The sequence below is a fragment of the Pseudomonas sp. EL_65y_Pfl1_R83 genome (assembly GCF_963970695.1).
Taxonomy (GTDB): Bacteria; Pseudomonadota; Gammaproteobacteria; order Pseudomonadales; family Pseudomonadaceae; genus Aquipseudomonas; species Aquipseudomonas tritici.
This window is the reverse complement of the sequence record NZ_CAXAQI010000015.1, coordinates 160649-166648: the sequence shown is the minus strand read 5'-3', so window position 1 is coordinate 166648 and position 6000 is coordinate 160649. Positions and strand designations below refer to the sequence as shown.

Here is a 6000-nt window from a genome sequence, read left to right as displayed (position 1 = left end):
CCTTCAGTTCGATCCGATAAGCGTTGTGCACCAGCCGGTCGAGGATCGCGTCGCCCAAGGTCGGATCGCCGATCAGCGCGTGCCATTTGTCCACTGGCATCTGGCTGGTCACTAGCGTCGAGCGGTTGCCGTAGCGGTCGTCCAGCAGTTCAAGCATGTCGCGCCGTTGCGCAGCGGTAAACGGTGCCAAGCCCCAGTCGTCCAGGATCAGCAGGTCAGTCTTGGCGTAGCCGGCCATCAATTTGGCGAAGCGACCGTCGCCGTGGGCCAGGCCCAGTTCCTCCATCAAGCGCGGCAGCCGCAAGTAGCGCACGCTGTAGCCGTCCCGGCAGGCCTTGTGGGCCAGCGCGCAGGCGAGCCAGGTTTTGCCTACCCCCGTTGGGCCGCCGATGATCAGGTTTAGGCCGTCGCGCAGCCATTGGCCGCTGCCCAGTTGCAGGATCAAGGCCTTGTCCAGGCCACGTGGACTTCGGTAATCGATGTCTTCCAGACAGGCGTTGTGGCGCAGTCGTGCCAGTTTCAGGCGGCTGCTCAGACGCGTGTTTTCACGTTCAGTCAGCTCGCGGTCGACGATCAGACCGAGGCGTTCGTCAAAGCTGAGATCGTTGATTTCAGGCGTTGCGTCTTGTTCGCCAAGCGCCTTGATCATGCCGTGCAGGCGCAGGGTTTGCAGCTTGTCGAGTGTCGGGTTGGGCAGCATTTTGGTGCTCCTTTTTCAGGTCAGTGGTAGTAGCTAGGGCCGCGCAGGTTGATGTGTTCGTCGGGCAGTAGCGGCAGGTTTTGCTGGGACAGCGGTAGCTTTTCCAGCCCTTGGCGCAGGATCGATTCGAGGCTTTTGTAACTGCATGCGCCCAGTGCCAGCGCTCGCTGGCAAGCGGCTTCCAGCCGCTCTTCGCCGTGCTGTTTGCTCAGGCGCAGGATGCCCAGGCAGGCGCGGAAGCCTTGCTGCGGATGGATCCGGCGTTCGAGGATGTAGGCGATGACGCCGGCCGTATTCGGGCCTGTCTGCTCTGCCCAGTGGATCAGTCGCTGCGGCGTCCATTCGGCATGTTCGCGGTGACTTTTGGGCATGTGCTCGGTTTGGGTGGTGTGGCGGCCTTTGTGCGGCGAGCGCAGATGGCTGGCCACCCGCTGGTTGGTGTGGAAGCACTCGACGGTCTTAGCGGTTAGCCGCACTTCGAGTTGGTGCTTCACAAGCTGGTACGGCACCGAGTAGTAATGGCCGTCGACCTCGACGTGGTAGTCGATGTGCACCCGCACCTTTTTCCATTCGGCGTAGACATACGGATGTTCTGGTAGCAGTTGCAGTGCGGGTTGGTCGATGGTCTCGAAGGCCGAGCGGCGTGAGCCGGGCAGCTTCTTGAAGGGCTTTTGATTGAGGCGTTCGAGCAGCCCGCCAATTGCCGTGTTCAGTTCACCGAGCGAGAAGAACTGGCGGTTGCGCAGCACTGCCAGGATCCAGCGTTCGACGACTTGCACGCCCACTTCGACCTTGGCTTTGTCCTTGGGCTTACGCGAACGCGCGGGCAGTACGGCTACGCCGTAATGCTCGGCGAGATCGCGGTAACTGGGGTTGATGTCCGGCTCGTAGCGATGCGCCTTGGTGACGCCACTGCGCAGATTATCGGGCACCAGGATCTGCGATGTGCCGCCGAGAAAAGCGAAGCAGCGCACGTGGGAGCCCAGCCAGTCGGGCAGCTTCTGCGACCAGGTGGCCTCGGCAAAGGTGTAGCTGGACGCGCCGAGAACGGCGACGAAGATCTGCGTTTGGCGGATCTCGCCGGTTCGCCGATCAATGACCGGTACGGTCTGGCCGGCGTAATCGACAAACAATTTTTCACCAGCACGATGTTCCTGGCGCATGACCACGTCGACCTTGGCAGCCCAGAGGCGGTAGTGCTCGCAGAACCAGCTGTATTGGAAGCCTTGCGGATGGGCGAGTCGATATTCCTGCCAAAGCAGGGCCAGAGTTACGCCGGGGCGGCGTAACTCCCCATGTACATGAGCCCAGTCTGGCACCGGCCTTTGATCGCTGGGAACGGTGGGCGGCGGCGGAAAAAGATGCCGTTGTAACTCGGCGTCAGTCAGCGCAGAGGGCCAGGTCAGGCCGCTGGCAGCAAAGCGATTGAGGTACTCACCGACGCTGGCTCGGCCTACTTGCAAGCTGCCAGCGACTTGGCGGGCAGATAGGCCGACCTCGAATTTGAGACGTAGCACTTCTCGGATTTTACGCATGGATAAACGCTCCACGACGACCTCTCTGCTTCGATAAAAGAGGTCGATGGTAGTGAATTAATCCTGCGTTGCTGCCTGCCTTAAGGGTGGCCGGATGAGCGTGGAATGGGTGGCCGGATCATCTTGGAATCAGTGGCCGGATGTTTATGGAATAGGTGGCCGGATGGCCGTGGAATCCGCACCCAGCGCCTGCTTTGATTCCTGCTCGGATTCGTCACGTCGATATCGAATGCCGATGGAAGCGATGTCCCGAAAAACCTCGATTGCCTCTTCACGGGGAATTACGGTAATGACCAGACAGGCCCAAAGCATATCCGGTAGGCGAGTGTTCGCCCAAGACGAGAAACTCATCCCTGTGAGCTGCATCATTGGGGGTATGAGCGCTTTTCCTACCCTTTTGTGATCTGCCAGTGTCGACGTAACTTTTTCGGAACGATTTAGCTTCTTCTTCCTGTTAGACATGAGCTACTTCCTGTTTGGCTATGCACTTTTCAAACCGTCCCGAATAGAAGCGTTACGACGAGTCCGTGCCGTTAGATAGCCCGCATCCAATCTAGGCTGGTACGGAAAACAGGAAACTCTTGATCAATCATCTCTGGCTCCCAGCTCCGGATGTTGTCTTCCTGAGCGATTATGGCTGCCTCTCCCTTCTCCTCAATTTTCAAGGCATCCTCAATGCACCCCATTGGCCAGACCCACGTTGCAAAGCCTTTCATTGCTTCATGAGCAGCATTCGCAAGAACTTGGCCGTCAGCATTTCTTGCAAAAGCAGCCCAGCAGTCAGCTGCTGAGCCGGTTTTGGAGTTCTGAGGCATGCCGTTACCACCGATCTGGAATCCTTCGGTTTGGCCGATGACTTGCAGCACAGATCTGACCTTATCCATCTCTTCGCACTCCTTCGCCAGCCAGGGCCCCCTGGCGTGAGTGAATGCAAAATCTAAGTCAGCGATCACGCCGCATTTGATACCCATTGCGGTCAGTACAGAAAAGCCCTTGGGAATGGAAGTACAGCTACCGAGAGCAACAAAGCAGATCTGTTCGAGTTCAGGCCGGACTCCGTATAGCTTTTCGTAGATGAGTGGAAGCAGTCTCTGATCCGTCTTGCCCTCGCAGAGAATTACCTTTTCTGCGAAATAAATTTCAGCAATATTTCCAAGCTCAAAAAGGGTTCGAGATTGGGCTTGCGCCTCTGCCATAGCCTGCGCAACCGCCGCTCCCATCGGAATGCGAACCTCGGAACCATTCTCCCGCGATCTACGCACGATGACCGTTTCGGGCGCGTTATCCCTGCTCACCATCAATGGCGAATGGGTTGTGAAAACAACCTGGTAACCGGATTTTGAAAGCACATGAAGTGCTTCTCTAAGGCCTCTGACACCTTGAGGGTGGAGGAAAATCTCAGGCTCGTCGATCAGCAGAAGACGACGCGCAAGGTCTTGATCGCGGGTTTTACGGATATCGGCCAGAAGCCGTATCAAGGCCATTTGTATCGCACGCTGTGCACCGCTACCTAAGGTGTCGAAACGTCTGGTTTGACCGGATATCTCATCGGTCACGTTTAGATCACCGCTCTTGAAAAACTCCTTAACGTCAATTGATGGCACGTCCAGGTTTAACAACAAACCAGGGAAGAAGCTTGAGAGGGCGTTGGTGGCGCTATTATCGAACTCAGTCAGTAGAGGGGATCGGTTCTCACCGTCGGCTCCCAGTATATTCCTGACTGCTGTGAGGGCATCCTGCACCTCTTGGTGGGCAGTGAGGATGGGCGCCATGATTTCATCCAGCAGCCCACGAATTGTGCTGCCAGCTTTGCCTTTGCCTAAGTCTTCCTGGACATCATCCATGGCACGGATATGCAACGCTTCAGGTAACAGTGCCGAAATGGCTTGAGGCAGGCCCGTGGGATATGAGCGCCATGAAGTAGGGAGACCTTGCTCATCAAGACCAGCATTTTCCCAGACCTCTGTGGTCGGTTTGGTCGAGCCTGAAGCAGAAATCCTTATCCAAAGGTCACCGTTGATGCAGTAGGGGGTAATCGCGGCTTGATGTTTGGCTTCAGGGATTTGCGCAATCAGCTCGTCTGTAATGCCTGACACGCAGGCGCTGATGATGATTGGCTGAGTGGGGTCATTAGCGTCTGTTTTCGCAAATGCCTTTGGTGCTAGCACCAATCTGATCGCGTCGAGGATGGTGGATTTCCCCGCGTTGTTTTGACCGACCAGTGGGGTGAAATCACCCAGAGGCAAGAACACTTGCTTGCACGAGCGAAAGTTCTTGATGTGTATTTTGCTCAAGGAGTGCATGGCCGGAATTCCCTGTCTGCGGTGGGCATGGTGCCTCAGCGTAGCTGGAAAGTGGTGATGCGCACTGTCATCCACGAGCATCATGGTTCTTGCCGACATCCGCAGCTTGTTTTGTAGAGGGTGAATACGTCAGAGGGTGTTTTGAATGGCCAGCGTTGCACCGGCCATCACCTGGTCAGTATCAGAGTTCGTTCTCAATATCGTCGAAGAAGTTCGGGCCCAGTTCGTACTCGAGAGAGCCGAATCGCGCAAGCAGGTCTGCTCTCACCTTACCCTCGGCTACAGGTTCAAGATTGATCCAGTAGCTGTATACGAGCCCTTCATCCGATTCATTAGTCGTGACTTCCGCATCGGACAGAAGCTCTGCGTCTTCGATAGATATGCCCAATTCGCTCGCCAAGGCTTGGGCCATGGTTATGCCGTTGCCGCGTTCAGCTTCTTCAACCTGAGCCCCGTGTTCCCACTCAGACCTACGGTCGCGATCAGCATCAGACTCACCGCTGGAGATGGATAGGCCTTCTGCCGTAAGCAACCACCTACCATCACGTCGCAGTAGCTCGACCGTGGCTGTAAGGAAGAACGCTGTGCCGTGATACATCCGCTCTTGGTCTTGCTGTCCCTGATATGTCAATGAGACGCCTAAGTTCAGCACCCCAGTTGCGGCGCTGTATTCAGCAGCATTCACCTCAAGGGCATCAATTGTGAAGCCGGTAGCGTTGGTATCGGCAATGGCTTCGGAGAGTTGATCCTCCAGCTCTTGATCCAAGTCGACGTAAACATCGTCTTCATGAATCGCGTGACTGAAGTCTTTGACTCCAAATACAGCCAGCATCAAGCGCGAATCCATGGGGTTTCGTTCGGTGATGACAGAAAGCTCATGGTAATTAGCAAAGCCAGCTTCCTGGGCGAGCGTTTCTTGAGCTACAGAAAGCTTCACGCTCTGATCACGAACGAATTGCTTGGCTTGAGATTTGAAAATGTTTAGCGGGGAAAAATCAGACATGGCAAAAGCTCCTAGATTCACGACGCTTAGGTGACCGATTACCTGTTCACCGGGCAGCGTCTGGTTAGGGACTTGCCGATGTAAAACTGGAGGATGTCAAAAATGGGCTATTGCTTCGCGAAACAGGCGCCAGGCGACCATCACCGCCTATGACTGATCTTAGGTCAGGCAAATGCACTGCGCAATAGCACTAAGAAACGCGATCACCCTGAGCTTTAGCTGGAAATGCGCTTGAGAGCTGCTTGGGGCAAACTCTGGCTTGCAAGCGGATCACGCCGGCCCACGATGGGCAAAATGCTTGAGAGTGGTAGTCCCAACGGCCAAAAACCTGGCTTGTCAGAGGTTTGATTCACGACAGCCCTTCTCGGAGGGGGCAAGCTTAAAGCGGAATGGTCGCCGGCTTAACTTAGCGGCACCATGAAGTTACCAACGCTTTGAACGTTCTAGATGCGTCGGTTT

The 6000-nt window shown here is 55.9% G+C and carries 5 protein-coding genes; all 5 read right to left on the bottom strand.

Going from position 1 to position 6000, the window contains the following annotated elements; all coding sequences use genetic code 11:
- A partial coding sequence (gene istB, locus AACY08_RS20965; protein ID WP_339471255.1) for an IS21-like element ISPre4 family helper ATPase IstB occupies positions 1–700 on the bottom strand: 700 nt, incomplete at its 3' end.
- 20 nt (positions 701–720) lie between these two features.
- On the bottom strand, positions 721–2235 hold the full coding sequence (istA, locus tag AACY08_RS20960) for an IS21 family transposase (RefSeq protein ID WP_339471254.1): 1515 nt from the start codon (positions 2233–2235) through the stop codon (positions 721–723).
- Between the two features lie 144 nt (positions 2236–2379).
- Positions 2380–2697, bottom strand: coding sequence for a hypothetical protein (locus AACY08_RS20955; RefSeq protein ID WP_339471253.1), 318 nt, complete (start codon positions 2695–2697; stop codon positions 2380–2382).
- Between the two features lie 71 nt (positions 2698–2768).
- Positions 2769–4622, bottom strand: coding sequence for an ATP-dependent nuclease (locus tag AACY08_RS20950; protein ID WP_339471252.1), 1854 nt, complete (start codon positions 4620–4622; stop codon positions 2769–2771).
- A 97-nt stretch (positions 4623–4719) separates the two neighbouring features.
- Positions 4720–5541 (bottom strand): hypothetical protein, encoded by an 822-nt coding sequence (locus AACY08_RS20945; protein WP_339471251.1) that lies wholly within the window; start codon positions 5539–5541, stop codon positions 4720–4722.
- Between the last annotated feature and the right edge of the window lie 459 nt (positions 5542–6000).